This window comes from Rhodoglobus aureus, from assembly GCF_039527955.1.
Classification (GTDB): Bacteria; Actinomycetota; Actinomycetes; order Actinomycetales; family Microbacteriaceae; genus Rhodoglobus; species Rhodoglobus aureus.
In genome coordinates, this window is record NZ_BAAAKW010000017.1 from 235024 (window position 1) to 259806 (window position 24783).

Consider the following 24783-nt stretch of genomic DNA (forward strand, 5'->3'; position numbering starts at 1 on the left):
GCCAAACGCAGGGTGGTGGCGAAACGCGAGTGGCGCGCTTCACCCCCACCAACTGGGGGCTAGTCGATCACTGACTGCTTTGCTTTGACGGGGATCATGAGGCCGAGTCCGGTCAGCAACACGATCACGATGCCGATGATGCCAAAGCGGGTGTCCCCGGTCAGGAACACAAAGAGGGTAAAGAGGCCGGGGGCCAAGAAGCTGACTGCTCGACCGGTGGTGGCGTAAAGCCCAAAGATCTCGCCCTCTCGCCCCGGAGGCGTAATGCGGGCGAGAAAGCTCCGACTCGCCGCCTGCACTGGCCCGACGAAGAGAGTGAGGAACAGGCCAGCAATCCAGAACCCAGTCTTAAGGTCGCCCACGAAGAGTACTGCGAGTCCGGCAATCACGAGACCGACGAGTGATCCGATGATCACATTCTTGGCACCGAGCTTGTCATCGAGCCAGCCGCCGACAAATGTGCCGATTCCTGCGACGAGGTTTGCGGCCACGGCGAAGTAGATGACTTCGCTTGGGCTAAAGCCAAACACCTGCGCTGCAATGATGGCGCCGAAGGTGAATACGGCGGCGAGCCCGTCCCGAAAGACGGCACTGGCCAGAAGGAACATGAGCACTTGCGGGCTCTTCTGGGCCAAAGCCTTGATCGTGCCAAACAATTTCGCATAGCTTCCGAAAAAACTAACCCGGTTTTCGCGGGCACCAGCAGAAATCTCTGGTACCGCGATTAGCACGGGAATCGCGAAGATCGCGAACCAGGCCGCCGAGGCAAGAATCGCGTAGCGCACATCGAGAGCGCCGCCGTCGCTACCGAACGGCACATTGAGTAGACCATTGCCGGTTTCGCTTCCAAAGTTCTGAATGAACAAGACCAGCAGGATGATCAGCAAAACGATTCCGCCGACATAGCCCATACCCCAACCGAAGCCTGAGACGCGGCCAACGGTCTTGGGCGTAGAGACCTGAACCAGCATCGCGTTGTAGTTGACGCTGGCAAATTCGAAGAAGATGTTGCCGGCAGCTAGCAGTGCGGCGCCGAGGTAGAGGTAGGAGGGCACTGGGAGGATGAAGAACATCGCGGCCATCGCGACAACAACGAGGCCAGTGTTGATGGCGAGCCACAGCTTGCGGCGACCAGACCCATCCGATCGTTGACCCAGGATTGGTGCGAGCACGGCCACGAGGGCCCCTGCGATGAGGAGGGCACTCGAGATCACTGTTGTATTGCCTGCTTGTGCAAGCACCAGTGCCGGGTTCTTAGTGTCGTCACCCGCGGCCGCAAGAATCTCTGGGTCAATGAATAGATCACTGGCGAGGTAGGTGCTGAAGACGAATGTGGTGACGACGGCGTTGAATGCTGCCGAGCCCCAATCCCACAGCGCCCACGCGCGAACGCGACTCTTAGGGATATCGGTATTGCCGAGGAGGCCCTGGCCTACTGTGCCAATCGCGCGGGTGCGGCTGATGCGAGGCACGGCGGGTGGGCCGGGGCGGTCGTTGTCGGGAGTCTTGTCCGTCATGCGAACAGGTTAGTGGTGCGCGGCAAACATTTGTTGCAATGACTCCAACTCCACACTTGAGTCATACACACTCAACTTTCAGCTACGCAGCTTGACTCTCGCTCCGCGGAGGTGGAAACTTGATACTAAGCGACTCAAGTTCGCACACTCAAACGCTTAAAGGAGTAAGAGCACATGGCTCGAGCAGTAGGTATTGACCTCGGAACCACAAACTCAGTGGTTGCCGTACTCGAAGGTGGAGAACCCACCGTTATCGCAAACGCCGAAGGAATGCGCACTACGCCATCCGTCGTCGCATTCACCAAGGATGGCGAAGTCCTCGTTGGTGAAACCGCAAAGCGCCAAGCCGTCACTAACGTTGACCGCACCATCGCATCCGTCAAGCGCCACATTGGTACTGACTGGAAGGTGGAGATCGACGACAAGAACTACACACCGCAGGAAATTTCGGCCCGCACGCTTGCCAAGCTCAAGCGCGACGCCGAGCAGTACCTGGGTGAAGATGTCACCGACGCAGTAATCACGGTTCCCGCATATTTCAACGACGCTGAGCGTCAGGCAACGAAGGAAGCCGGTGAGATCGCTGGCCTCAACGTTCTGCGCATCATCAACGAGCCCACCGCTGCCGCACTCGCCTACGGCCTCGACAAGGGTAAAGAAGACGAACTAATTCTCGTGTTCGACCTCGGTGGCGGAACGTTCGACGTCTCACTGCTCGAAGTGGGCAAAGACGACGACTTCTCCACCATTCAGGTCAAGTCCACCTCGGGTGACAACCGCCTCGGTGGTGACGACTGGGATGCCCGCGTCGTTGACTACCTGATCCAGCGCTTCAAGGACTCGACCGGTGTTGACGTTTCTGGCGACAAGATCGCAAAGCAGCGCCTCAAGGAAGCTGCCGAGCAGGCCAAGAAAGAACTCTCCTCGCAGATGTCGACAAGCATCCAGCTTCCGTACCTCTCGCTGACCGAGAATGGCCCAGCCAACCTCGACGAGACGCTTTCACGCGCCAAGTTCGAAGAGCTCACCTCAGACCTGCTTGAGCGCGTAGCAAAGCCGTTCAACGACGTCATCAAAGAGGCAGGCGTCAAGCTTGCCGACGTAGCGCACGTAGTGCTCGTTGGTGGATCGACCCGTATGCCTGCTGTTGTTGAGCTCGTCAAGAAGCTCACTGGTGGCAAGGAGCCAAACAAGGGCGTCAACCCTGATGAGGTTGTTGCCGTTGGTGCAGCGCTCCAGGCTGGTGTACTCAAGGGCGAGCGCAAGGACGTTCTGCTCATTGACGTCACCCCGTTGAGCCTCGGTATCGAGACCAAGGGCGGAATGATGACCAAGCTCATCGACCGCAACACCGCCATCCCGACCAAGCGAAGCGAAACCTTCACCACGGCGGATGACAACCAGCCTTCCGTGTCGATTCAGGTCTTCCAGGGTGAGCGTGAGTTCACTCGCGACAACAAGAACCTCGGAACCTTCGAGCTCACCGGCATCGCGCCGGCACCTCGCGGAATTCCGCAGGTTGAGGTCACCTTCGACATCGACGCCAACGGCATCGTGCACGTGTCCGCAAAGGACAAGGGCACCGGCAAGGAGCAGTCGATGGTCATCACGGGCGGTTCAAGCCTGTCGAAGGATGACATCGAGCGCATGGTGCGCGAAGGTGAAGAGCACGCTGCAGAAGACAAGGCACGTCGCGAGGCCGCAGAGGTTCGCAACAATGCTGAGCAGCTTGCCTACTCCACCGGAAAGCTCATCACCGACAACGCTGAGAAGTTGCCAGAAGAGGTCAAGACTGAGGTTCAGGCCGACGTTGACGCGCTCAACACGGCACTGGCTAGCGATGACGAAGAGGCCGTAAAGACCGCATTCGACAAGCTGACCGAGAGCCAGCAGAAGCTCGGCGAAGCAATCTACAAGCACCAAGAAGAAAACCCTGAGGCTGCTGCAGATGGCGCCGAGGCTTCCGCCGACGAGAACTCTGACGAGGACATCGTTGACGCTGAAGTGGTTGACGACGACGAGCCAGCCGCGGACACGGACAACAAGTAGATGTCAGGCAAAAACAAAGACCACGACGATCCCAAGGAGCCGGTGATTCGCGACAAACGTCGCGTTGATCCGGAAACCGGCGACGTTCGTGCGGCCAGCTCGGCTGCCGCGGAGGAATCTGCGGCAGCCGAGGGGCAGCCCGCTGAAAGTGCGGATGCTGCTGACGAGACTGTCGAGGCGTCTATTGACGACGAGCAGTCCGACGAGTCCGCGACGAATGCCGACCCCGAAGCACGTGCTGACGAGACTGGTGAGAACGAGCTGAGCGCCGAAGATCAGCGACTGCTCGACGACGCTAGCCGCGATCTTGTGTCTGACATGCGTGACCAAATGTTGCGCGCTCAGGCCGAATTGGTGAACTTCCGCACTCGCGTTGAGCGCGATCGGGTTGCCAATCGTGAGGCTGTTATCGCCGACGTTATTCGGTCGCTGTTGCCTGCTCTTGACGATCTTGATCGTGCAGACAAGCATGGCGACATCATCGATGGCAGTCCCTTGGCATTGGTCGCACAGAAGATCAACTCCAGCTTCGAGCGCTTCGGTTTGCGCAGAATTGGTGAGAAGGGCGAACTGTTCGATCCCGCCTTTCACGAAGCTGTTGTTCACTTGAGCGACCCGGAGGCAACCGAAAACACGATCGCTGATGTGATCGAGCCTGGCTACATTCTTGGTGAGCGCGTTGTTCGTGCCGCGAAGGTTGCTGTCTCCGGCCCTACTGAGTAGGTCGGGGGTGGCGTGTAGTGGCTAGCCAAGATTGGTTCGATAAGGACTTCTATAAGGTGCTCGGGGTGTCGAAGGACGTCTCGGAGGCCGATTTGAAGAAGACCTATCGCAAACTCGCGCGTCAGTTTCATCCGGACTCCAATCCGGGAGATCCGAAAGCAGAGTCCCGCTTCAAAGAAATCAGCGAAGCACATTCCGTGCTTTCTGATGCGGAACAGCGCAAGGAATACGATCAGGTTCGCGCCATGGGCTCGGGCGCTCGCTTTCAAGCGGGCGGCCAATCCGGCGGCTTCGAGGATGTCTTTGGTGGCATGTTCGGCGCTGGTGGCGGTGGCGGCCAGCGGTACGGTGGCGGCCAGTCGAGCGCAAGCTTCGAGGATCTCCTCGGTGGCATGTTCGGTGGCCCCGCTGGCGGCGGCGGACCTGCTGGGTTCCGTGGTGGTCCTGCGAAGGGTCGCGATCTAGCGGCAAATACCACGCTCGATTTCGTTACAGCGATAAACGGCGAAACGATCAAACTGCAGCCCGCGGGCGGTCGTCCCATGAACGTCAAGATTCCTGCGGGAGTCAGCGACGGTCAGAAGATCCGCCTCAAGGCAAAGGGTGAGCCGAGCCCGAACGGTGGGGAACCAGGCGATCTGGTGCTGACCGTGGCGGTTCGTAAGCATCCGGTATTCGAACGCGAGGGCAACAACCTGCGGGTCGTTGTTCCGGTGACGTTTGCGGAAGCTGTGCTCGGCGCCACCATCGAGGTTCCCACCTTGAGCGGTGCCCCAGTGAAACTCAAGGTTGCGGCGGGAACGCCAAGCGGACGAGTATTGCGAGTAAAGGGCCGAGGGGTGGCCACGACAAAAGCAACCGGGGACCTGCTTGCCGAAGTGCAAGTGGCGGTGCCTAACCGCATCCCGGAAGCCGCACTCGAACACCTCGAAGCCTTTGCGAAAGCAATGCCCGTAGAAAACCCGCGGGATGACCTGATTGCCAAAGCCAGGAGTTAACAACCATGGATGAGTCCACGCCCGCCTTTGCTATTGCCGTCGCGGCAGAGCTGGCGGGCATGCATCCGCAGACACTGCGACAGTACGACCGTCTGGGTCTCGTGTCACCCACGAGAACCAGCGGTCGGTCGCGGCGTTATTGCATGCGCGACGTCATGCAATTGCGCGAAATTTCTGCCCTGAGCGCTGAAGGTCTCAACCTCGAAGGCGTCAAGCGCATCCTCGATCTCGAAAATCGGGTGAGCGAGCTGAATTTGCGCGTGCATGAGCTCGAAGCAGCGCTAGCGGATGAACTGCTCGCCAAACCTGGGCGACGAGTGTTTGCCGCCGGTGCCGCTGGCGAGGTGATCTCGCTCAAAGCGGGCACCAGGGGTGAGCGCACCGATCAAGTCGTGTTGTGGCGCCCATTCACGAGACGCGACAGTCAGCTGTCACCATGATTCACCTGTCCTCATGATGTATGTGTCGCGATGATGTCGTCCGAAGCGCCCCTGCTCGGTAGCCCCGCGATTCTGCGGCAGCGCTGGAGCGAAGTCACGTTTCTGCACTGGCGGGTCGACCCCAGTCTCGTCGAACCATTCATGCCGGCCGGGTGTCGTCCAGACACGATTGGCGGCAGTACCTGGGTGGGGCTCATCGCATTTCAGATGTCTCGCAGCTCGTTCTTTGGCGGGCCCCGCATCCCGTGGCTCGGCGACTTTCCCGAGGTCAATGTGCGGCTCTATTCAATCGACGATCAGGGCCGCCGCGGAGTGGTGTTTCTCTCGCTCGAGGCGTCGCACCTGATCCCGGTACTCACAGCGCAGGCCGCCTTCAGCCTGCCGTACCGATGGGCATCGATGCAGATCGGGCAGCGAGACGGCCAAGTGGCCTATAAAACTCAGCGGCACGGTCAACCGGATGCCGCATCCCACATCATTGTGCGACCGATCGACGATCCGGTGGCGAGCGTTGCGCTCGCGGCTGACCCTGTTGCGACGTTCTTGACTGCGCGTTGGGCGTTTCACGAAACCCACCGTGGAGCCACCATCTACTGTCGCAACCACCACGAACCGTGGCCGCTGCAGCCCGCAGAGCTTGTGTACCTCGACGATGGCTTGCTTGCCGCTGCTGGTTTCGAGGGTCTTGCCGATCGTGCGCCAGATTCGGTAATGTACGCGACTCAGGTCTCGACAGAATTTGCTTCGCCACAGCGGCCGATTCGCGTTCGTCAGCCCCGCGCGCGCACTATCTGGGTCCCTGCTCGCTCATCGTAACGGCTCTGGTTTTTCGACTCCTCAATACGTGGTATAGCGCTCTCAATGCGGTCTCATCAGCACAAATGAGCATTGCCTCTTTGCTCTGACAGGGACATGATGGGTAACCACAGCAGAAGGCAACGATGCCGAACAACGCAGGAGGCACCATGGCGACGGTCCGCGCAGCAATTACACAGACAACCTGGACAGGCGACAAGGAGTCGATGATTCAGAAGCACGAGCAGTTCGCTCGTGACGCGAAAGAGCAGGACGCCCAAATAATTTGCTTCCAGGAGCTGTTCTACGGCCCCTACTTCGGCATTACTCAAGACAAGAAGTACTATCGCTACGCCGAGCCTGTTGATGGCCCGATCGTTAAGCGTTTTCAGGCGCTCGCCAAAGAACTCGACATGGTCATGATTCTGCCGATCTACGAAGAAGCGATGACTGGTGTGTACTACAACACTGCTGTTGTTGTTGACTCGGATGGCACGAACCTCGGTTCGTACCGCAAGCACCACATTCCTCACCTCGACCGGTTCTGGGAGAAGTTCTACTTCCGCCCCGGAAACCTGGGCTACCCGATGTTCGAAACCGCTGTCGGTAAAGTCGGCGTTCACATTTGTTACGACCGCCACTTCCCTGAGGGCTGGCGCGAGCTTGGTTTGAACGGTGCCGAGATCGTCTTCAACCCGAACGCCACGAAGCCTGGACTCTCCAACCGTCTGTGGGAGGTTGAAGGCCCAGCAGCAGCAGTGGCTAACGGCTACTTCGTGCTTCAGCCCAACCGTGTTGGTCGCGAAGACAACGAATACGGCGACATGGCCGTCGACTTCTACGGCACCAGCCAGGTTATTGATCCGCGCGGCAACTTTGTTGGCGAGCGTGGATCGGGAACCGACGAAGAGATCATGATCCGCGATCTCGACATGGACCTCGTCCAGGAGATGCGCGACGACTGGCAGTTCTACCGCGACCGTCGTCCGGACGCGTACCTCTCGATCCCCAAGCCATAACGTCAGCCCCCGGGTTGTCTTTGCGCCCGGGGAACAGTAGGCACAAGACATCGCAGAGGAGCGAATCATGGCCACCACTCTCATTTCCGGCGGTACGGTAGTCAGCTCAACGGGCCGAGCCCCAGCTGACGTTCTCATCGACGGCGAAGTAATCAAGGCAGTGCTGTCACCCGGCAGCACCCTGTTTGGAACGGATATCGCGGCATCCGTCGATCACGTCATTGATGCCACCGGAAAGTACGTTATTCCGGGCGGCATTGACGCGCACACGCACATGGAGCTGCCCTTTGGCGGCACCGCGGCAATCGATACCTTCGAGACGGGCACGCGCGCTGCGGCGTGGGGCGGCACAACGTCGATCATCGACTTCGCGGTGCAAACCTTCGGCACCCGTATCGAAGACTCTCTTGCCGCGTGGCATGGCAAGGCTTCGGGAAATTGTGCCATCGACTACGGCTTTCACCAGATCGTTGGTGACGTCACGCCCGATTCACTCAAGGCGATGGCGAAGCTGCCCGACGAGGGCATTACGAGCTTCAAGATGTTCATGGCGTACCCCGGCGTTTTCTATTCGGATGACGCACAAATTCTGAAGGCAATGCAGGTGTCGCGCGACACCGGTCTGATGACGATGATGCACGCCGAGAATGGTCCGGTTATTGACGTTCTCGCCGAGCAACTCGTCGAGCAGGGCAAGACTGACCCGTATTATCACGGTGTTGCTCGCGCCTGGGAGATGGAAGAGGAAGCGACGCACCGAGCGATCATGCTCGCGAAGCTCACCGGCGCCCCGCTCTATGTGGTGCACGTGAGTGCGAAGCAGGCGGTCGAGCAAATCGCGACCGCTCGCGACCGTGGCCAGAACGTCTTTGCTGAGACGTGCCCGCAGTACCTCTACTTGAGCCTCGAGGAACAACTCGGCGCCCAGAGTGAGCAGTATGGGCACTTCGAGGGCGCGAAATGGGTGTGCTCAACGCCACTCCGTTCGCGTGAAGAGGGCCATCAGGATGCCATGTGGCAGTCGTTGCGCACCAACGATGTGCAGATGGTTTCTACCGACCACTGCCCGTTCTGCATGAAGGACCAGAAAGAGTTGGGTCTCACCGATTTCCGCAAGATTCCGAATGGAATGGGAACCGTTGAGCACCGTATGGACCTCATGTATCAGGGTGTCGTCACCGGTGAAATCACCCTCGAACGTTGGGTTGAACTCACCAGCACGACGCCGGCGCGCATGTTCGGTATTTACGGCCGCAAGGGCGTCATCCAGCCCGGAGCTGACGCCGACATTGTTGTCTACGACCCCCGTGGTCACACCTCGATCGGTATGCCGGTCGATGAGAACGGTAATCCCACCGGCAAGAAGCACCACATGAACATGGACCACGCTGCCTGGGAAGGTTTCGAGGTTGACGGTCACGTCGACACTGTCATCTCTCGCGGCAAGGTCATCGTCGATGGCGATCAGTACATCGGCTCAAAGGGCGACGGTCGCTTCATGAAGCGCGGCCTCACTCAGTACCTGACCTAAACGATCGCGTCGCCTCGCGTCGCCCAATCTTCCACTACGAATGAGGAGCCCCATGGACTTCGGAGCAGTACTACAAACCAACCCGCCAGCATCACGTACGGTGCAACTTGCCAAACTGGCTGAAGCCCACGGCTTCAGCCACGTGTGGACGTTCGATTCGCACATCCTGTGGCAGGAGCCCTACGTCATCTACAGCCAGATTTTGGCCGAGACACGCAAGATCAAGATTGGGCCGATGGTCACGAACCCGGCGACCCGCGACTGGACGGTCACGGCAGCTACCTATGCGACCCTGAACGAGATGTACGGCAACCGCACCGTCTGCGGTATCGGCCGTGGCGACTCGGCAGTGCGAGTGACAAACGGCAAGCCGACGACGCTCAAGGATTTGCGCGAGTCGATCCACGTCATCCGCGAACTCGCGAACTCGCGTTCCGTCGAATATGGCGGAGCACAGCTGCAATTGCCGTGGAGCAAGGGTTCTGAACTCGAGGTATGGGTTGCCGCCTATGGCCCACTTGCGCTCAAACTCGCCGGTGAAGTCGGTGACGGCTTTATTCTGCAGCTCGCCGATCTCGACATCGCCGAGTGGATGATTAAGAAGGTGCGTGACGCGGCGGAGGCTGCTGGGCGCGACCCCATGTCGGTGAAGTTCTGCGTTGCAGCACCCATGTACATCGGTGACGACTGGGAGCACATGCGCGACCAGTGCCGCTGGTTTGGCGGAATGGTGGGCAATCACGTGGCCGACATCGTCAAGAAGTACGGCTCTGATGGTGACGTGCCGAAGGCGCTCACTGACTACATCAAAAAGCGCGAAGGCTACGACTACAACCAGCATGGTCAGGCAGGTAACACGCATGCCGCATTCGTGCCTGACGAGATCGTCGACCGCTTCTGCGTTATGGGCACTGCAGAGCAGCACATCGAAAAGTTGGAGAAGCTGCGAGCACTTGGTGTCGACCAGTTCGCTGGTTACCTCCAGCATGACAACAAGGAAGAGACTTTGCGTGTCTACGGCGAGACCGTGATCCCTGCTTTCGCCGAGCACGTCACGGCGAAGGCGTGAGCCGATGACGGCGCGACCTCGCCTAGTTGGCGGTTTCATTTGGGGTCTCGCCGGTGTGATGCTGATCGCTCTGCTGTGGGAGGGGTACAAGTTCTTCGGGCCTGCCGATGGCCTCTCCATCGGCGAACTTCGTGTCCTTCCTCGTACAACCGATCTTGCGATGCCCCATCTCTGGGACATGATCGTGCGTCTCGGCGAGCCCGTCACTCGAGCTGACGATGCGTTGCCCCTCTGGGCGGTCGTTGGGCTCGCCGCCGTAACCACGCTGGGCATTGCTGCGGCAGGCTGGCTGGTCGGTGTCGTCGTGGGTGTCGGTTTTGCGCTCCTGATGCAGCGGTGGCGGCTAGCCGAGTTTGGCCTGCTGCCCTGGATTGTTATCAGTCAGACCGTGCCCCTTATCGCGTTTGCTCCCGTCGTAAAGAGCTGGGGCTCGCGCGTGGAGATCGGCAGTTTCGAGTGGCAGGATTGGATGTCTGTCGCACTCATTGCGAGCTATCTGGCGTTCTTCCCCATCACTGTTGGCGCTCTCAAAGGGCTGCAGTCTCCTGACCGCATCCATGTCGAACTATTCGAGACCTATGCTTCGGGCTATTGGTCGACGCTTAAGCGACTGCGCTTTCCCGCAGCAGTGCCGTACCTCTTGCCGGCGCTCCGGCTCGGGGCCGCAAACGCGGTCATCGGTGCGGTTGTTGCGGAGGTTTCGACAGGGCTCCAAGGCGGCATCGGTCGCCTTCTCATCCAATTCGCCGGGCAGGCTTCTGGCGACCCAGCGAAAGCGTGGGGCCCAATATTCGGCGCCATCGTGCTCGGGCTAGTGGCGGCCGGTTCGGTCGCGCTGCTCAGTGTGATTCTCAAGGACTACCGACGAACCGAGGAGACCGCATGAGCGATCAAATCCCCAACTCAGCAATTCAGAACGACCAGACGGATGGCGTAGCCCTCGCGGGCGCTGCAGCTGTCGAGGTTCGCGGTGTCGACAAACACTTCGAAACCGCATCCGGCATCGTGAACGCCCTCGAGGCGATCAACCTCACCGTCGCCGCGGACGAGTTCGTCTCGCTCATCGGCCCATCGGGCTGTGGCAAGTCGACACTCATGAGACTCATCGCCGACCTCGATACGCCCAGCGCTGGCGAGCTCACCGTGTTTGGCAAGACTGCAACGCAGGCCCGCCTCGACCAGGATTACGGCATCGCATTCCAGCAGGCCGGTCTATTGCCGTGGCGCACGGTAGCCGCGAACGTTGCACTCCCGCTCGAACTCCATGGTGTGGCATCCGCTGCTCGCCGGTCGCGGGTCGCCGAATTGCTCGACATGGTTGGTCTCAATGAGTTTGCCGATCGTTTTCCCGATCAGCTTTCTGGTGGCATGCAGCAGCGAGTCGCGATCGCCCGGTCACTCGCCGAAGAGCCGCGGCTGTTGCTGATGGATGAACCGTTCGGGGCACTCGACGAGATGACCCGCGAGAAGATGCAAACCGACCTCGTGCGCATCGCGGCCGATACCGGGGCAGCAGTGGTCTTCGTAACGCATTCCATTCCCGAGGCAGTGTTCCTCTCCGACCGTGTCGTCGTCATGTCGCCGCGACCGGGGCGCATCAGTCAGATAGTGCCGATGCGACTTGGCGCCGCCGCCGGTCGCGAGGATCGCACCGATGACTTGCGTGAAGATGGAGCTTTCTTCGAGATGGTGACTGAGGTGCGCGAAGCACTGCACGGCGGGGCGGCAGATCAGCCAGGACTCGAAGCGCGATCCTCCCGAGGAGTGGATTCTCGATGAACAGAGAATCGATGAACAGAGAATCGATGAGCACCAGCACAACAGCGAACGCGATCGTGTCCCCCCGAGGTGGTGCGGGCACGAGCCGGAAGCAGGGATGGAGCCCGCGAACTGAGTCGACGCTTCGTATCGCGGCGCCGATCATCCTGGGTCTGATTGTGCTTGGCCTGTGGCAGCTTCTTGTGACAGTGGGAGGAGTTTCCGACTATCTGCTGCCGAGCCCGGCCTCGATCGTTGGCGAACTCGTCGAGTTCTGGCCAGCGGTCGTCTCGGCGACAATGCTCACCGGAACAAACGCCCTACTCGGCCTTCTCGTCGGTGCGCTGCTCGGTATCGTGCTTTCCGCGATCGCCGCTCGGTGGCGAATCGCTGACCAGATGAGCGCGCCAATCATCGCCGCACTCGCTGTCGTGCCGATTGTCGCCCTCGCGCCAGTGCTCAACTCCATGTTCGGTGCCGACAGCCAGTTCGGCCGCCAAGCTATCGCAGCGATCGCCTCATTTGTTCCCGTTTTTCTCAACACGTTGCGTGGATTCCGGCAGACAAGACCGGTGCACCGTGACCTCATGAAGGCGTATGCGGCGAACTCCACACAAATGTTGCGTTCGCTCACACTCCCGACGGCACGCCCGTTTATTCTCACGGGCATCCGCATCGCATCGTCACTCGCCGTCATCTCAGCACTCGTCGCCGAATACTTCGGCGGCCCACGAGGCGGCCTCGGAAGTCTCATCGCCACCTCTGCTGCCTCAAGTGCGTATGCCAGGGCATGGGCGTACGTAGGCGCATCCATTGCTCTCGGCCTGCTCTTCTACCTTGCGACGCTCGCACTCGAAAGAATTGCGCTGCGTCGCGTCCCGGCCGGGGGCTCCCGTTGATCACGCCCCCATGAAAGAGGAGGATGAAGGCGTACACAGCACGACCAGCAACATCGGCAACACAGCTACACCTGCAACACGAACGTCACCAGCAGTATCCATTTGCACCGTGAATCTGGAAGGTCTGAAATGAAGTTCACTAAACGCCGCGCACTCGCGGCTGGAGCGTTTGCCGTCACGGCAGCGTTCCTCCTCACAGCCTGCTCACCAACCGATGGGGGCGACGGCGGATCCGCTGACGGCCTCACCGAAGTGAAGCTCCAACTCCAATGGCTGCCCCAAGGCCAGTTCGCCGGCTACTTTGCCGCTGCCGATCAGGGCTACTTTGAGGAGGAAGGTCTAGACGTTGAGATCATCCCCTCTGGTGGCGACATCGTTCCGCAGGATGCGCTCGCCAACGGCGACGTCGACTACGCCGTCGCGTGGGTTCCTAAGGTTCTTGGCTCGATCGAGCAGGGTGCCAACCTCACCAACATCGCCCAGATCTTCCAGAGGTCAGGAACGCTGCAGGTGTCATGGGCCGACTCCGGCATCGACACCATTGCGGACTTCGAAGGTAAGAAGATCGGCTCGTGGGGCTTCGGAAATGAGTGGGAGATCTTCGCGGCGATGGCCGCAGAGGGCCTCGACTCGTCGACAGTGCAGATCATCACGCAGGACTTCAACATGAACGCGTTCCTGCAGGGTGACATCGATGCAGCTCAGGCGATGACCTATAACGAGTACGCTCAGCTTCTCGAGTCGATCGACCCCGAGACTGGTGAGCTCTACCAGCCCGAAGACTTCAACGTCATCAGCTACGAAGACACCGTTGGCGGCATGCTGCAGGACGCAATCTGGGCTGACAGCGAACGCCTCGACAGCGATGAGGCCTACCAAGAAACTACGGTGAAGTTCCTCAAGGCCGTCGTCAAGGGTTGGATCTACTCCGCTGAGAACCCCGAAGCTGCTGCAGACATCACGATCGGTGCAGGTTCGGGATGGGGCCCAAGCCACGAGCTCTGGATGGTCAACGAGACCAACAACCTCATCTGGCCGGCACCGAACGGCATGGGCGTAATCGATGAAGCATCTTGGCAGCGCACCGTTGATGGTGCAATCAGCGCCGTGAATGAAACGGGTGCGAGCCCCATCACTGCAGCACCACCAGCAAGTGCCTGGTCAAACGACTGGATCATGAAGGCCCTCGAAGAACTCGAGGCTGATGGAGTCGACACCACCGGTGCAGACTTCAGCCCGATCGAGGTCTCCCTTCTTGAGGGCGGCAACTAGTCGAACTGACTAACAGATAACCGGATGCCGCTTTCGCCGTCGCGAGGGCGGCATCCGTTCGTTCACCTGCACGATCATCATCATCTGCACGACCACTGCAACACGTAGTATCAGCAGCACGACGAGCATCGTCGTCGAAGTGAGGGCCCACGCCATGACTGAACAGAATGCCTGCGACCTCGATGCTTACGCGCTCGAGCTCGATCAAGCCCACATTTTTCACTCGTGGTCTGCCCAGACTTCAGCCCACGCCTCCGCTGTCAGTATTGAGAGCGGCCTCGGTTCTCGGGTCTGGGATCATGCCGGAACGCAGTACCTCGACTTTTCGAGCCAGCACGTCAACGTGAATCTGGGGCATCAGCATCCGGCACTGTTGGCGGCGATCCGCACGCAGTCTGAGTTATTGGCGACAATTTCGCCACCGACGGCGAACATTACCCGCGGCGAAGCAGCGAAGCGCCTGGCGGCTATTGCCCCCGAGGGTTTCAATCGCGTGTTCTTCACGAATGGCGGTTCTGACGCTAACGAGAATGCGATGCGGATGGCGCGGCTCTACACCGGGCGCGACAAAATTCTCTCGTCGTACCGCTCGTATCACGGCAATACCGGCAGCAGCATTGTGGCCACCGGTGACCCGCGCCGCATCCCGAATGAGTTTGCGCGCGGCCACGTGCACTTCTTTGGTCCCTACCTGTATCGCTCAGAGTTTTGGGCGAAGACTCCCGAGGAAGAGAGCGAGCGCGCGCTGCAGCATTTGCGTCGCGTGATCGAAGCGGAGGGTGCGGCGACGATCGCAGCAGTGTTGCTTGAACCGATTCCGGGGACACCGGGCATTCTGGTGCCGCCGGCTGGCTACCTCGCGGGCGTGCGCGAACTGTGTGATCAGCACGGCATCCTGTTGATTCTTGATGAGGTCATGAGCGGTTTCGGGCGAGCCGGCGAGTGGTTCGCGTTCGATGCGTTTGACGTGCGGCCCGACCTCATCACCTTTGCGAAGGGCGTCAACTCGGGCTACGTGCCCGTGGGTGGCGTCATCATTGACGACCCCATTGCTGCTTTCTTCAACGAGCGGGTGTTCCCCGGAGGGCTCACCTATTCGGGGCATCCCCTCGCCACCGCGACAGTGGTTGCCTCGCTCGACACGATCGCTGCCGAGGGGATCCTCGAGCACGCACGCGACATTGGCGAGAACCACATCGGGCCCGGGCTCGGCGCTCTGGCAGAGCGCCATTCGGCGATCGGCGACGTGCGCGGTCGCGGTGTCTTCTGGGCGATGGAGCTCGTCACCGACCGGCAGACGCGCGAGCCAGTTCCCGCAGCGACGATGGCGCGCATCAGAGCCGCACTCGTCACTCGCGGGTTGCTGCCGTTCGTGTCGGAGAACCGCATCCACATCGTGCCGCCGTGCGTTGTCACCGGTGACGAAGTTGCCGAGGCGATGGCGATCTATGACGAGGTACTCACGGCCGAACTGGCGTGATACTTGCGGTTCGATAGTGGAAACTGGCCGCCTGGTTCTCGCGCGCACGTCGCGCGCCGACGCAGAGCCCGTCGGTTATTCGCGTTCGTCAGCTCCGCGGGCAAGTCGTTGCGAGACCCATACCGGGATGAACGACGCGAGGATTACGACAGTCGCGACAACGTTCACGAGGGAGGCTTCGTTGGGGCGGGCCATTTGGTTCATGATCCACAGCGGCAAAGTGTCGACTCCGGGCGGGGCGGTGAAGATGGTGACGACGACCTCATCGAAACTCAGTGCGAATGCGAGGATGGCACCAGCGACGAACGCGCTGCGGAACTGCGGGAACGTCACTAGTCGGAAGGTCTGCATCGGGGTAGCACCGAGATCGCGCGAGGCCTCTTCGATGCTGGGGTTGATGCGGCGCAGTCGGGCGAGCACGTTGTTGAAGACCATGACGATGCAGAAAGTGCCGTGGGCGATGATCATGCCGAAGTATCCAACTTCGATTCCGATCGGTTCGAGTACGCGGTTGTAGGTGTTGTTGAGGGCAACACCGGTGACGATGCCGGGGAGGGCGATCGGGAGAACAACGAGCAGGTTGACGCTCTGTTTTCCGAAGAAGGTGTAACGCTGCAGGGCGAAGGCGACGAGGGTGCCCAGGACGAGCGCGATGGTGGTTGCCCCGAGTCCGACGATCACCGAGTTGAGTAGAGCGGCGCGGATGGGCTCGCTGACGAACGCTTTCTCCCACCAGATGGTGGAGAACGAGGTGATCGGCCAGCTCGAGATGCGCGCAGCGCTAAACGAGTTGATGACAACCAAGAAGAGCGGAATGTACATGAACGCGAGGGAGATCGCGACGATGGTTCCGAGGGTGAACTTGGCACCGAGCGAGAGTCTCAACATGGTCGCATCACATCCGTTCTAGAGCGCCGGTGCGCTGCACGCTGACAAGGTAAATAACAACGAAGGCGATCGGCACGAGCGAGAACGCGGCGGCAATCGGAGGGTTCAGGTTGATGTTGGAAGCGATGATGCTTCCAATCATTTGAGTGGAGCCACCCACGAATTTCGCGGCGATGTAGTCGCCGAGGCTCAGTGAGAAAGTGAAGATTGACCCCGCGATGATGGCTGGCCTGATGAGCGGAAGCACGACCGTGCGGATCGTGAACCCGGCACCGGCGCCGAGGTCAGCTGACGCGTCGAACAGGTTCGGCGGCAGCTGACGAATCGCGGTGTAGACGGGCACGGCCATGTACGGCAGCCACAGATAAGTGAGGGTCAGAATGACGGTGACAATACTGAATCCGGGGCCGCTGATTCCGAGGGGGCCGAGCATCGAGTTGAAGAAACCTTCTTCGGTGAAGGTGATGCGCATAGCCAAAATCTTGACGAGGTATCCGGCCCACAGTGGCAGGGTGATGGCGACGGCCAGGATGGCACGCAGCTTGGGTGACGCGACCTTCGCCATAAAGATGCCGAGCGGAACAGAAATCAGGATGCTCAAGACAGTGACTGCGAGGGCGATGCCGAGAGTGCGAATCGAGGTCGAGGCATAGGCAGGGTTGGCGATGATCTGTTCAAAGTTGCGGAGCGTGAACCCGGGCTTCACTTTGGAGGTGAACGGGTCGGTCACCCAGAACGCTGTCACGAGGAGCATGACAAGCGAGAAGATGTAAATGCCAATGAGCCACAGCATGGGCAGCGCCAGCAGTGCCGAGAGTTGCGCGCGGCGATTCATGGTGTTCCGTTCGGTTGGGTGTGGAGAAGAGAGGGAGGGGCGGATCTGTGAGAGCCGCCCCTCCATTTAGCTAGCCTTTGACGGCGAGCCAGGCATCCGTCCACTGCTGGAAGTTCGTGCAGGTGACGTCAGTGCGGCCATCGATGCACTGCTCGATGGGTGTCGTCCAGAACCACACGTTGCTGAAGTACTCTTCGTCGGTCGCGTTGAAGTAGTCGCAGTGTGCTGCGGCTTCGTCGCTGGTCTCACAGAAGGCACCGTTGGCCGGAGCCATACCGAAGTTCGTGGCGATCGCGCCGTTCACTTCAGCCTCGCTCGTGTAGTCAACCCACGCGTAGGCGCAGTTCGGGGACTCCGACAGTGCGCTGATCATCCAGGCGTCCGACCATCCGGTTGAACCCTCTTCAGGGAGAACGCTCTTGAACTTGTCGTCGTCTGTCAGCTTGCGCAGGATCTCCCACGATGTGCCGAGCACGGAGGTGCCACCGGCAAACGAGGTGATCTGTGCGGCAGGGTCAGCCCAGTACTCGGAGACGATGTCGTTCTGCTGCTTGAGCAGGTCGATCGCAGCATCAAGCTGGGTCTGGTCGAGTGCATACGGGTTGGTGATGCCGAGGTCAGGCTCGTGAGCCATCAGGTACACGGCGGCGTCTGCGATGTAGATCGGTGCGTCATACGCGATGATCTTGCCGGCGTAGGGGCTGTCAGCTTCCCACGCCACATCCCAGCTCGTGGGCGCTTCGGTCACAACGTCGCTGTTGTACTGCAGGATGTTGGCGCCGCGGCCGATGGGAACACCGTAGGACTTGCCGTTGATGGTGTCGTAGATCTGACCCTTCATGCCCTCAACGATGTCGTCACCGAAGTTGGGAACGAGGTCGAGGTTGATGGGCTGAACGTCGCCACCGGCGATGAGGCGAAGGCTGGCGTCACCCGAAGCGGAGACGACGTCGTAGTCGCCGGTGCGCATGAGCTGAACCATTTCGTCACTGGTGCCGGCAACACGACGGTTGACCGTGCATCCGGTTTCGGCGGTGAATTCGTCGGTCCAAGCTGGCTCGACGAAGCCACTCCACGCGACGATGTTGACTTCGCTTTCCATCTCGCCCAGCTCTTCGAGCATGGGAACGTCGGGAACGTCGATCGAGAGGCCGCCGGCCGTGTTGCCGCCAGAATCGGTCGTACAGGCTGTGAGCGCTAGGGCGGCAGCAGCAAGAATCGCTGCCCCTGTCATTATCTTTGATCTCATGGGTGTCTCCTTTGTGGTTGTTGTGATGGTGCATTCTGTGGGTGACTCTGGATGCGGCTGGCCCGGTTGTGCCGGTAGCGCCGGTCATGCGGGGTGGTCTGTTAGCCGATGCGAGAGGCGTGGTCTTTTGTCCACTCGACGCGCACCCGGTCTCCGCGAGCGAAGGCCGATTCGGCCGAGGGATGGTGGTCGTTGGCGCGTTCGGCGATGATGCGAACGCCCCCTTCGGTGTCGACGAGGAACCGGGTGGTTGGTCCGGTGTAGACCGTTTCGGAGACCGTGCCGAGTAACGAGATCGCTCCGGCGCTCGCCGCAGAGCTGGCTGCTCGGAGGCGCACGCGCTCGGGCCGCACACTCGACTGAACGCCATCGCTAGAGAGTTCAGCGGGGACGAGGTTAGAAAGTCCCAAGAATTGGGCGACGAACTCTGTGGCAGGAAACTCGTAGACCTCGCGAGCAGTGCCGACTTGCTCGATTCGCCCCTTGTTGAAGACGGCAACGCGGTCGCTGAGGGTTAGTGCTTCTTCTTGGTCGTGGGTGACAAAAATGAAAGTGATGCCGACGTCGCGCTGGATTTGTTTGAGCTCAATCTGCATTTCTTCGCGGAGTTGCTTATCGAGGGCGCCGAGCGGCTCGTCGAGGAGTAGAACTTGGGGGCGCAGGATGAGCGCGCGGGCCAAGGCGATGCGCTGCCGCTGACCACCGGAAAGCTGGTGGGGTAGACGGTCTGCCACAGCAGAAAGCTGAACCTGATCGAGGGCGAGACCAACCTGCGCGCGACGCTTGGTGCGGTCGACTCCGGCGACGCGAAGACCGTAGCCAACGTTCTCGGCGATGGTCAGGTGAGGGAAAAGTGCATAGTCCTGAAACACGGTGTTCACCTGGCGAGCGTGCGGCGGAACCTCGGTCACGTCGACGCCACTGAGGTGGATGCTGCCGCTGGTGACGTTCTCGAAGCCTGCGATCATCCGCAGCACGGTCGTCTTGCCCGAGCCGGACGGCCCGAGCATTGAGAGGAACTCCCCCGGCTTGACGTCGAGGTTGAGCGCTTCGACTGCAGTGAAGTCGCCGAACTGTTTTGAGACCCCAGTGAGGCTTACGGCACCGGGCGCTGTCAGGGAGTCTGATTCGGACGAGGCTTGCTGGGCGGACGCGTGCACGGTGGACTCCTTGGAACGACATTGATCACTGAGTGGCTCTAAACCTATAGAACCAGAGTTCATATTTCAAGCGTGTGTCCAAATAGTCACAAAACAGCAACGGCTCAGTCGAACAGTGCGAGAATTGAGCAATGCACCCGTCCGAATCGATTGACGCGCCGGAACACCGTGCGGCGGTTGACAGCGACGCCGCACGATCCCGCGATGCCACACGACCGGGCCGCCTCCATGGTTCTCTCTTTCAATCCATCGGTGATGCCGGCCGTGCTGAGCTCGTCGAGCGTCGCCTTGCCGGGGCAATCACCGGGGGACACCTCCGCGCAGGAGAGCGACTTCCCTCAGAAAATGACCTCGCTCGCACCTTTGGGGTAGCGCCGACGACCGTGCGCGAATCGCTCCTCGCGCTGCGCAGCCAGGGACTAGTTGTCACTAAGCGCGGACGCAACGGAGGCAGTTTCGTTGCGGACTCCGCCGACCCTGTGGCACACGCACGCACCGCCCTGGCGGAAACATCTCGCCTCGCGTTGCGCGATTTGGGCGCCCACTATTCGGCCATTACCGCGGCCTGTGTACGCCTTGCGGCCCGCCGCGCAGCGCCGTCAGAAGTACAACAAATTCGATCACGTCTGGTGCGGTTGGACGACGCCGACCTTGCCCAGTGGCGCAGCACCCTCGACGATGTCCAAGTCGAACTCGTCTCTCTGAGCCAATCCGCGCGCCTTACTCGCGAGCAGATGCGACTGCAAGCAGAATTCTCTCCGCTCCTTCGGCTCCTCGACGCCGAAAGTGGCTCCCGCGTAACGCAGCACCAACTGCTCGTGACTGTGGTGGATGCTGTCGAAGCGGGCGATGACCAGGCTGCGGTTGACGCGACGGAACGCATGGTCGACAGCGTGATCAACGCCCTCATTGAGCTTCAGTCCAAAAATCGGTGAACTAGCGCTGCAGGCCATCCCGTGCGTAGGATGCGACAGATAGAACCACGCAACCAGCAGGCGAGGCACCCATGATTTCGACCGACAGCATCACCCCATGGTGACAGTAACCAGTGCGCAGGCGTCCGGAATCGCAGCGCAAACAACTGCTGAGCGCGCAGCCGAGATTGTCTCCGAATACCTGAGGGGCCCGATCGAGGCTCTGGATGCGACGGCTGCACAGCTCGGGATAGAGCTTGCCTCGTCACCGCACGTCGGCGCACTCTCGTCGCAGCGCCTCGACGCGCTAGTTGAACCGCATGCGCATCGCATCCTAGGACTCCCCGACGCACAGATCTACGGCGCAGGATTCATTGCCGCAATCGGGCTGCTGACCGACGAGCGAAATCACCTCTCATGGTGGCAGGGTGACGACCCACGCAAGTTGTTGCTGGCCGCACAATCCGTGAACAAAGCACTCATCGATTACAGCGAACTTGAGTGGTTCCGGGTGCCGATGGAGACTGGCCGCGGACACGTTGCCGGGCCGTACGTTGACTACCTCTGCAGCGACGAATACACGATCACCGTCGCCGCTCCCGTGCACATTGACGGCCGGTTCGTTGGCGTTGCCGGCCTCGATCTGCTGATTGATTCGGTCGAACGCCAACTGCTTCCGTTGCTCTCCGAGCTGGGGGACAACGTCACCGTCATCAACAGTGTTGGTCGCGTAGTGGTCTCCACTAACCCGCGTCACGCTACCGGTGATGCTGTGCGCGGTGGGCCGCTGGCAGATCTTTCGCGCACGCCGTGTAATGGGCTCGCGCTCGAGATCATCGTCGAATAGTTTCTCTAGCCGGCCTAAATTCACGAAAGACGTGCACTTTTCGTCGTCAATCGACCGTGAGCGCCATCGTATGCTGTACCCATGACGGCGACGAGTGGTAGCGGTGACTCGGTAGGTGCTCATACTGGGTTGTCGGCGCGGCTGGCGACGCCGACGGACCTGCCGGGTGTCGTTGGCACCCTTGTTGAAGCGTTCGATCAGGATCCGGTGTGGAGTTGGGCTTTTCCCGACCCGGAGGCACGTGCAGCGCAGCACGCCGCTATTTTCCGGATGACCGTGACCCACGCCATCGCTAATGACGCCGTATGGCTCACCTCCGGCTACGGTGCTGTGGTCACGGCTTTCGGCCCCGACGTCAACGAGATGTCCGATGCGGATGCGGAACGATTCCCGACTGTTCTTGGTGATCTTCTCGGGGATCACGCCGAGACGGTTAACGGGCTCTTCGAGCGATTCGACCATGCTCGCCCTCTCGAAATTCCGCACCTTTATGTTTCTATGCTGGGCGTTCGAGCTCAGGCGCGCGGTCACGGAATAGGGATGGCGTTGCTGGCGAGTGTTGTGGAACAGGCCGATGCTCAAGGAATCGGAACCTATTTGGAGTCAAGCAACGGCGCCAATGACCACCGTTATGAGTCGGCTGGATTCCGCGTGCACGGCAGCGTTCCGGTTGCCCCTGGACGGCCAGCGGTCACGACAATGTGGCGGGACCCGGCCCAGGGCAAATAGCAGTGTCCCCGCTTAACTTCATCCACGAATTGGAGCACCCCATGCGGCAACCCATCACCAGTCAAACCGCCGCTGCGGTCGGGCCCTATAGCCACGGCATCGACGCTAACGGATTGGTGTTCTGTTCGGGGCAGACCCCTATCCGCCGGCAACCGGCAAGCTCGTCGACGGCGGAATCGAGCACCGGACACAGCAGTGCTTCGACAACCTCTTCGGCGTGCTCGCCGCAGCGGGGCTCGGCCCCGACAATGTGGTGAAAGTCAGCGTTTTCCTCACTGACATGGATGACTTCGCCGCGATGAACGAGGTCTACGCGGCCCAGTTCAGCGAACCGTTTCCGGCGCGCACCACGATCGGGGTCGCATCACTTCCGTTGGTTTCCAACCTCGAAATCGAACTCATCGCACAGCGCCCATGATCTCCACCTCGAACGACTGTTGCCGCACAACTCCCTACTCGTGCACCGAAACGGTGACGGTGAACTTGCTGTTGCGTCCGGCCTGACGGGTGGGGCCGACGGTGCGGTTCAGGTAGTCGCGGTACCCGAGGTGTGTGTGTTGAAAACTACCCACAGTTCTCCGCCCGGTTTGAGCACGCGGCGAGCGTCAGCCATCATCCGCAAAAAACGTGTCGCGGCTGTGTCACTGGCTTCGGAGAACGACAGCGGCATCGGAAAAAATGGCCGACATGGCAGATAACGCTCTTGTGCTCCCCGATGGATACGCCGACTTACTCACAGGCTCGAAGGTACGAGTTCGGAACGCGCAGGGTCGCGCTCAGCGGGGTGGTTCGACGTTTAGCGGGGGATCTTCGCGCTGAATTTCCCGGCAGCCTGCTGGGAAATTGCCAGGGGGCCACAGCATGGTCCTGATCGACAGATTCGACCTGCAATCGCCTGTCCGGCGGTCGAGCCGCAGCGCTGCATTCAGCCGGAACCGAGTCGATTTTTTCTCGGCATCGGTGCCGCGCTTCGACTCACCAGTTCTGTTCTCCCGGCTCCGCTTAGGGACCGCGGGAGTGAATCACGAAGACAACGCGAGCTGACTAGTTTCCGTTGATCAAGTCTGCGGTCTCTTGCGCGTCTTCTTCGGGCGGGAGAGCGATCAATACCTGATTGCCCGTGAGTGGTTCTGCCACGAACGTCGTGGAATGAATCTCGCCGCCTATTGCGATCACCAATCGTGCGTCTGATCCGGCCTCAGCCGCGTTCTCCGTCAGCGTATGGAGTACTGCTGCCCCCTCATCCGTGAATGTCACGTCTACTCCGCTTTGGGATTCAGAAACTTCAGCAGTCTCAACGGTGGCTCGTTCAAACACCGAGGGGCGCAGAATGTACCCGTCGTTGACCAGAATGCACTCAGGGTCGGAACCCTCAACGCACGTCTCCGACACCGCCAACTCGAGCGTTCCTCCAGACGTCGTCGTCGGTTCGTCAGCGTCAGCGTCAGCCGCGGCAGCGCAACCACTCAGCGCCAACACGGCGACAAGCAGTAGAGAAAACCTACGTTTTTCAGAACTCATGATTTCACTTAGTTAAGTGAGAGGGCCTAGGGGACAGTTCGCAGCTCGACCCCGCCGTCTCGAACTACGAGCTCCTCCTCCGGGCAGATGGGCCCGGCGACCACAACAGTCTCGCCTGAAGCGAACTCCACAGAGACATCGCCCGGGGTGCAGCCGCTGCCAAGGATGCTTGCCGCGCCGCCTGCTGCGACGGCGACCTCGTCACCCCCGGTCGAAACGGTCACGTCGCTAGAGCTCTCGTTGCTAATGCTGAAATCACCAGAGCCGGTGCACGCCGTCAAAGCTGCCGCCATGGCCAAGATGACCAGCCCACTTCGTGCAAGTTTGTTCCGGTATCCCATGATTCCCTTTCCGATTAGTGGGCAGTTCGCTAGCGGCGGCTAGCGAACTGAACAGTGATGAACGGAAGGTGCTCGCGCGCAATCACAGCGGTGAGCGTGCCGCCGTTCGCGAGTTTTGCCCCGACGGCGTAGACAAAGGGATCAGTATCGATCTCGATGCCAGAGACGGCCTCTCTGTCAATGGAAACATCAATGGGCCGCGTAGCCGTGCGCTCTGACAGGGGCGCAGGCGCGTCCCAGTCGCGAGCGCTGAGCCCGAGCTCCTCACGGAACTGGTTCATCAGGATGTAGTTGGTGTGTTGGATGAGGAGGGAGTCAAGCGCATTCAGCTCCGATTCTTCGCGGTGCCAATTCGTCTGCACCGCCTCCCACAACGAGGGAAATCTCATACTTTCGACTCGCTCGATCAACCAGGCGGGTCGCGGCCACGGCGGAACCTCTTCGATTGCGTGACGGCTGTCGTCATCAAGGTCTGCAAGGTTTACCGGATCGGACTTGTTGTCAGGGTTTCGCCACAGAGTGGCTGAGACGCTGGCGGTCATCGCCGAACAGCCGTAGCGGTCGGTGGCAGAGTTCACGCTGATATCCGTGACTTGCACGGAGGGCTGTGCAACGAACTCGACCACAGGAATCGGCATACGCTTCAGCAACTCCGCATGCCGGGCACGCGGGTCAGGCGCGTCTTCGGGGAGAACTCCAGCGAAATGCATGTTCTCATCGTGCGACGGGTCGCGACAAATGACAAGAGC

At 60.3% G+C, this 24783-nt stretch carries 26 protein-coding genes and 1 pseudogene; 17 read left to right on the plus strand and 10 right to left on the minus strand.

The features are described 5' to 3' along the window. Positions 1–59: 59 nt before the first annotated feature. The gene (locus ABD112_RS04680; RefSeq protein ID WP_343923620.1) at positions 60–1517 is read right to left on the minus strand and encodes an MFS transporter; all 1458 of its coding nucleotides are present in this window, start codon (positions 1515–1517) and stop codon (positions 60–62) included. A gap of 174 nt (positions 1518–1691) precedes the next feature. Between ABD112_RS04680 and dnaK the strand changes: the two genes are divergently transcribed. The 12 genes from dnaK to ABD112_RS04740 all read left to right on the plus strand — a co-directional run bounded on the left by dnaK (position 1692) and on the right by ABD112_RS04740 (position 14070). Further along, positions 1692–3566: a molecular chaperone DnaK gene (gene dnaK, locus ABD112_RS04685; protein WP_343923621.1), complete on the plus strand. Its 1875-nt coding sequence runs from the start codon at positions 1692–1694 to the stop codon at positions 3564–3566. Further along, on the plus strand, positions 3567–4289 hold the full coding sequence (locus ABD112_RS04690) for a nucleotide exchange factor GrpE (RefSeq protein ID WP_343923622.1): 723 nt from the start codon (positions 3567–3569) through the stop codon (positions 4287–4289). A gap of 17 nt (positions 4290–4306) precedes the next feature. Beyond that, entirely contained in the window at positions 4307–5287 is a 981-nt protein-coding gene (locus ABD112_RS04695) for a DnaJ C-terminal domain-containing protein (protein WP_343923624.1), read from the plus strand. A 5-nt stretch (positions 5288–5292) separates the two neighbouring features. Further along, positions 5293–5727 carry a heat shock protein transcriptional repressor HspR gene (locus ABD112_RS04700; RefSeq protein WP_343923626.1) on the plus strand — a complete coding sequence of 145 codons (435 nt, stop codon included), beginning with the start codon at positions 5293–5295 and terminating at the stop codon, positions 5725–5727. A 30-nt stretch (positions 5728–5757) separates the two neighbouring features. Further along, a complete protein-coding gene (locus tag ABD112_RS04705) occupies positions 5758–6543 on the plus strand; it encodes a YqjF family protein (protein WP_343923628.1) in 786 nt (261 codons plus the stop codon). Positions 6544–6692: 149 nt separating this feature from the next. Further along, positions 6693–7541, plus strand: coding sequence for a nitrilase-related carbon-nitrogen hydrolase (locus ABD112_RS04710; protein ID WP_343923630.1), 849 nt, complete (start codon positions 6693–6695; stop codon positions 7539–7541). Between the two features lie 67 nt (positions 7542–7608). Further along, positions 7609–9072: a dihydropyrimidinase gene (gene hydA / locus ABD112_RS04715; protein ID WP_343923632.1), complete on the plus strand. Its 1464-nt coding sequence runs from the start codon at positions 7609–7611 to the stop codon at positions 9070–9072. 52 nt (positions 9073–9124) lie between these two features. Further along, entirely contained in the window at positions 9125–10141 is a 1017-nt protein-coding gene (locus ABD112_RS04720) for a TIGR03842 family LLM class F420-dependent oxidoreductase (RefSeq protein ID WP_343923634.1), read from the plus strand. A gap of 4 nt (positions 10142–10145) precedes the next feature. After that, a complete protein-coding gene (locus tag ABD112_RS04725; protein WP_343923636.1) occupies positions 10146–11027 on the plus strand; it encodes an ABC transporter permease in 882 nt (293 codons plus the stop codon). After that, a complete protein-coding gene (locus ABD112_RS04730; RefSeq protein ID WP_343923638.1) occupies positions 11024–11920 on the plus strand; it encodes an ABC transporter ATP-binding protein in 897 nt (298 codons plus the stop codon). The genes ABD112_RS04725 and ABD112_RS04730 overlap by 4 nt, the downstream gene beginning before the upstream one ends. Positions 11921–11946: 26 nt before the next feature. Then, positions 11947–12798, plus strand: a complete 852-nt coding sequence (locus ABD112_RS04735) for an ABC transporter permease (protein ID WP_343923640.1) — start codon at positions 11947–11949, stop codon at positions 12796–12798. A gap of 129 nt (positions 12799–12927) precedes the next feature. After that, positions 12928–14070 carry an ABC transporter substrate-binding protein gene (locus ABD112_RS04740; protein WP_343923642.1) on the plus strand — a complete coding sequence of 381 codons (1143 nt, stop codon included), beginning with the start codon at positions 12928–12930 and terminating at the stop codon, positions 14068–14070. A gap of 9 nt (positions 14071–14079) precedes the next feature. On the opposite strand, the gene ABD112_RS04745 is transcribed toward ABD112_RS04740, so the two are convergent. Beyond that, a complete protein-coding gene (locus ABD112_RS04745) occupies positions 14080–14226 on the minus strand; it encodes a hypothetical protein (RefSeq protein WP_343923644.1) in 147 nt (48 codons plus the stop codon). On the opposite strand from ABD112_RS04745, the gene ABD112_RS04750 reads away from it, so the two are divergent. Continuing rightward, positions 14225–15550, plus strand: coding sequence for an aspartate aminotransferase family protein (locus ABD112_RS04750; RefSeq protein ID WP_343923646.1), 1326 nt, complete (start codon positions 14225–14227; stop codon positions 15548–15550). The two genes, ABD112_RS04745 and ABD112_RS04750, sit on opposite strands and share 2 nt — an antisense overlap. A 75-nt stretch (positions 15551–15625) precedes the next feature. Here the strand turns inward: ABD112_RS04750 and ABD112_RS04755 are convergent, their stop codons facing one another. The 4 genes from ABD112_RS04755 to ABD112_RS04770 form a co-directional block, all read right to left on the minus strand. Then, the gene (locus ABD112_RS04755) at positions 15626–16438 is read right to left on the minus strand and encodes an ABC transporter permease (protein WP_343923648.1); all 813 of its coding nucleotides are present in this window, start codon (positions 16436–16438) and stop codon (positions 15626–15628) included. A gap of 7 nt (positions 16439–16445) precedes the next feature. Further along, positions 16446–17273, minus strand: a complete 828-nt coding sequence (locus ABD112_RS04760; protein ID WP_343923650.1) for an ABC transporter permease — start codon at positions 17271–17273, stop codon at positions 16446–16448. 70 nt (positions 17274–17343) lie between these two features. Beyond that, the gene (locus ABD112_RS04765) at positions 17344–18522 is read right to left on the minus strand and encodes an ABC transporter substrate-binding protein (RefSeq protein WP_343923652.1); all 1179 of its coding nucleotides are present in this window, start codon (positions 18520–18522) and stop codon (positions 17344–17346) included. Between the two features lie 101 nt (positions 18523–18623). Continuing rightward, complete coding sequence (locus ABD112_RS04770) at positions 18624–19682, minus strand: ABC transporter ATP-binding protein (RefSeq protein WP_343923654.1); 1059 nt, start codon at positions 19680–19682, stop codon at positions 18624–18626. A gap of 131 nt (positions 19683–19813) precedes the next feature. Between ABD112_RS04770 and ABD112_RS04775 the strand changes: the two genes are divergently transcribed. The 4 genes from ABD112_RS04775 to ABD112_RS04790 all read left to right on the plus strand — a co-directional run bounded on the left by ABD112_RS04775 (position 19814) and on the right by ABD112_RS04790 (position 22590). Next, positions 19814–20617 carry a FadR/GntR family transcriptional regulator gene (locus ABD112_RS04775; protein ID WP_343923656.1) on the plus strand — a complete coding sequence of 268 codons (804 nt, stop codon included), beginning with the start codon at positions 19814–19816 and terminating at the stop codon, positions 20615–20617. Positions 20618–20714: 97 nt separating this feature from the next. Continuing rightward, the gene (locus ABD112_RS04780) at positions 20715–21443 is read left to right on the plus strand and encodes a cache domain-containing protein (RefSeq protein ID WP_343923658.1); all 729 of its coding nucleotides are present in this window, start codon (positions 20715–20717) and stop codon (positions 21441–21443) included. An 81-nt stretch (positions 21444–21524) separates the two neighbouring features. Next, on the plus strand, positions 21525–22172 hold the full coding sequence (locus tag ABD112_RS04785; RefSeq protein ID WP_343923660.1) for a GNAT family N-acetyltransferase: 648 nt from the start codon (positions 21525–21527) through the stop codon (positions 22170–22172). 175 nt (positions 22173–22347) lie between these two features. Then, the gene (locus ABD112_RS04790) at positions 22348–22590 is read left to right on the plus strand and encodes a RidA family protein (RefSeq protein WP_343923824.1); all 243 of its coding nucleotides are present in this window, start codon (positions 22348–22350) and stop codon (positions 22588–22590) included. A 34-nt stretch (positions 22591–22624) separates the two neighbouring features. Here ABD112_RS04790 and ABD112_RS04795 read toward each other — a convergent pair. The 4 genes and pseudogenes from ABD112_RS04795 to ABD112_RS04810 form a co-directional block, all read right to left on the minus strand. Further along, positions 22625–22794: pseudogene (locus ABD112_RS04795) on the minus strand (methyltransferase); the annotation flags it as partial. 422 nt (positions 22795–23216) lie between these two features. Continuing rightward, positions 23217–23693, minus strand: coding sequence for a SecDF P1 head subdomain-containing protein (locus ABD112_RS04800; RefSeq protein WP_343923662.1), 477 nt, complete (start codon positions 23691–23693; stop codon positions 23217–23219). Positions 23694–23719: 26 nt separating this feature from the next. Next, positions 23720–24034 carry a hypothetical protein gene (locus tag ABD112_RS04805; RefSeq protein WP_343923664.1) on the minus strand — a complete coding sequence of 105 codons (315 nt, stop codon included), beginning with the start codon at positions 24032–24034 and terminating at the stop codon, positions 23720–23722. 29 nt (positions 24035–24063) lie between these two features. Further along, positions 24064–24744, minus strand: coding sequence for a hypothetical protein (locus tag ABD112_RS04810; RefSeq protein ID WP_343923666.1), 681 nt, complete (start codon positions 24742–24744; stop codon positions 24064–24066). Positions 24745–24783: the final 39 nt, after the last annotated feature.

Bases quoted from the DNA above. Each gene is read 5' to 3' on its own strand.
- ABD112_RS04785 (WP_343923660.1), top strand. From the start codon at position 21,525: ATGACGGCGACGAGTGGTAGCGGTGACTCGGTAGGTGCTCATACTGGG.
- ABD112_RS04775 (WP_343923656.1), top strand. From the start codon at position 19,814: ATGCACCCGTCCGAATCGATTGACGCGCCGGAACACCGTGCGGCGGTT.
- ABD112_RS04690 (WP_343923622.1), top strand. From the start codon at position 3,567: ATGTCAGGCAAAAACAAAGACCACGACGATCCCAAGGAGCCGGTGATT.
- ABD112_RS04760 (WP_343923650.1), bottom strand. From the start codon at position 17,273: ATGAATCGCCGCGCGCAACTCTCGGCACTGCTGGCGCTGCCCATGCTG.
- ABD112_RS04720 (WP_343923634.1), top strand. From the start codon at position 9,125: ATGGACTTCGGAGCAGTACTACAAACCAACCCGCCAGCATCACGTACG.
- ABD112_RS04750 (WP_343923646.1), top strand. From the start codon at position 14,225: ATGACTGAACAGAATGCCTGCGACCTCGATGCTTACGCGCTCGAGCTC.
- ABD112_RS04735 (WP_343923640.1), top strand. From the start codon at position 11,947: ATGAGCACCAGCACAACAGCGAACGCGATCGTGTCCCCCCGAGGTGGT.
- ABD112_RS04710 (WP_343923630.1), top strand. From the start codon at position 6,693: ATGGCGACGGTCCGCGCAGCAATTACACAGACAACCTGGACAGGCGAC.
- ABD112_RS04780 (WP_343923658.1), top strand. From the start codon at position 20,715: ATGGTGACAGTAACCAGTGCGCAGGCGTCCGGAATCGCAGCGCAAACA.
- ABD112_RS04725 (WP_343923636.1), top strand. From the start codon at position 10,146: ATGACGGCGCGACCTCGCCTAGTTGGCGGTTTCATTTGGGGTCTCGCC.
- ABD112_RS04800 (WP_343923662.1), bottom strand. From the start codon at position 23,693: ATGAGTTCTGAAAAACGTAGGTTTTCTCTACTGCTTGTCGCCGTGTTG.
- ABD112_RS04705 (WP_343923628.1), top strand. From the start codon at position 5,758: ATGATGTCGTCCGAAGCGCCCCTGCTCGGTAGCCCCGCGATTCTGCGG.
- ABD112_RS04765 (WP_343923652.1), bottom strand. From the start codon at position 18,522: ATGAGATCAAAGATAATGACAGGGGCAGCGATTCTTGCTGCTGCCGCC.
- ABD112_RS04680 (WP_343923620.1), bottom strand. From the start codon at position 1,517: ATGACGGACAAGACTCCCGACAACGACCGCCCCGGCCCACCCGCCGTG.
- ABD112_RS04730 (WP_343923638.1), top strand. From the start codon at position 11,024: ATGAGCGATCAAATCCCCAACTCAGCAATTCAGAACGACCAGACGGAT.
- ABD112_RS04755 (WP_343923648.1), bottom strand. From the start codon at position 16,438: ATGTTGAGACTCTCGCTCGGTGCCAAGTTCACCCTCGGAACCATCGTC.
- ABD112_RS04805 (WP_343923664.1), bottom strand. From the start codon at position 24,034: ATGGGATACCGGAACAAACTTGCACGAAGTGGGCTGGTCATCTTGGCC.
- hydA (WP_343923632.1), top strand. From the start codon at position 7,609: ATGGCCACCACTCTCATTTCCGGCGGTACGGTAGTCAGCTCAACGGGC.
- ABD112_RS04700 (WP_343923626.1), top strand. From the start codon at position 5,293: ATGGATGAGTCCACGCCCGCCTTTGCTATTGCCGTCGCGGCAGAGCTG.
- dnaK (WP_343923621.1), top strand. From the start codon at position 1,692: ATGGCTCGAGCAGTAGGTATTGACCTCGGAACCACAAACTCAGTGGTT.
- ABD112_RS04810 (WP_343923666.1), bottom strand. From the start codon at position 24,744: ATGCATTTCGCTGGAGTTCTCCCCGAAGACGCGCCTGACCCGCGTGCC.
- ABD112_RS04745 (WP_343923644.1), bottom strand. From the start codon at position 14,226: ATGGCGTGGGCCCTCACTTCGACGACGATGCTCGTCGTGCTGCTGATA.
- ABD112_RS04740 (WP_343923642.1), top strand. From the start codon at position 12,928: ATGAAGTTCACTAAACGCCGCGCACTCGCGGCTGGAGCGTTTGCCGTC.